The 283-nt window shown below is 61.5% G+C and carries 1 protein-coding gene; it reads left to right on the forward strand.

What is annotated here, in order from left to right:
* The coding region (locus tag ACI48D_RS19330) for a hypothetical protein (RefSeq protein WP_435572873.1) at nucleotides 1-283 on the forward strand (283 nt) is incomplete at both ends.

Genomic DNA, 283 nt, shown 5'->3' on the forward strand with positions numbered 1-283 from the left:
GTTCGACACGAACGCGGTGACCCACCTGGCGTTCACCCAGGATAGCGGCAACATCCGCAACAACCAGGTGACCGGCAATACCTTCAACTCGACCGTCGGCGAGCAGACCTACAACTTGCAGGCCGGCACCAACCTGAAGACCTTTGCCACGTTCAACTCGAACGTCTACACCAGCACCAACGTGAACGTGTTCGGCCGCTACTGGGACGGCAGGTCGGCCGGTGTCACCACCAGCTTCACCGGCTGGAAGGCCTGGTCCGGCCAGGACCAGAACTCGACCATG

The sequence above is a fragment of the Massilia sp. LXY-6 genome (assembly GCF_051233485.1).
GTDB lineage: Bacteria > Pseudomonadota > Gammaproteobacteria > Burkholderiales > Burkholderiaceae_D > Telluria.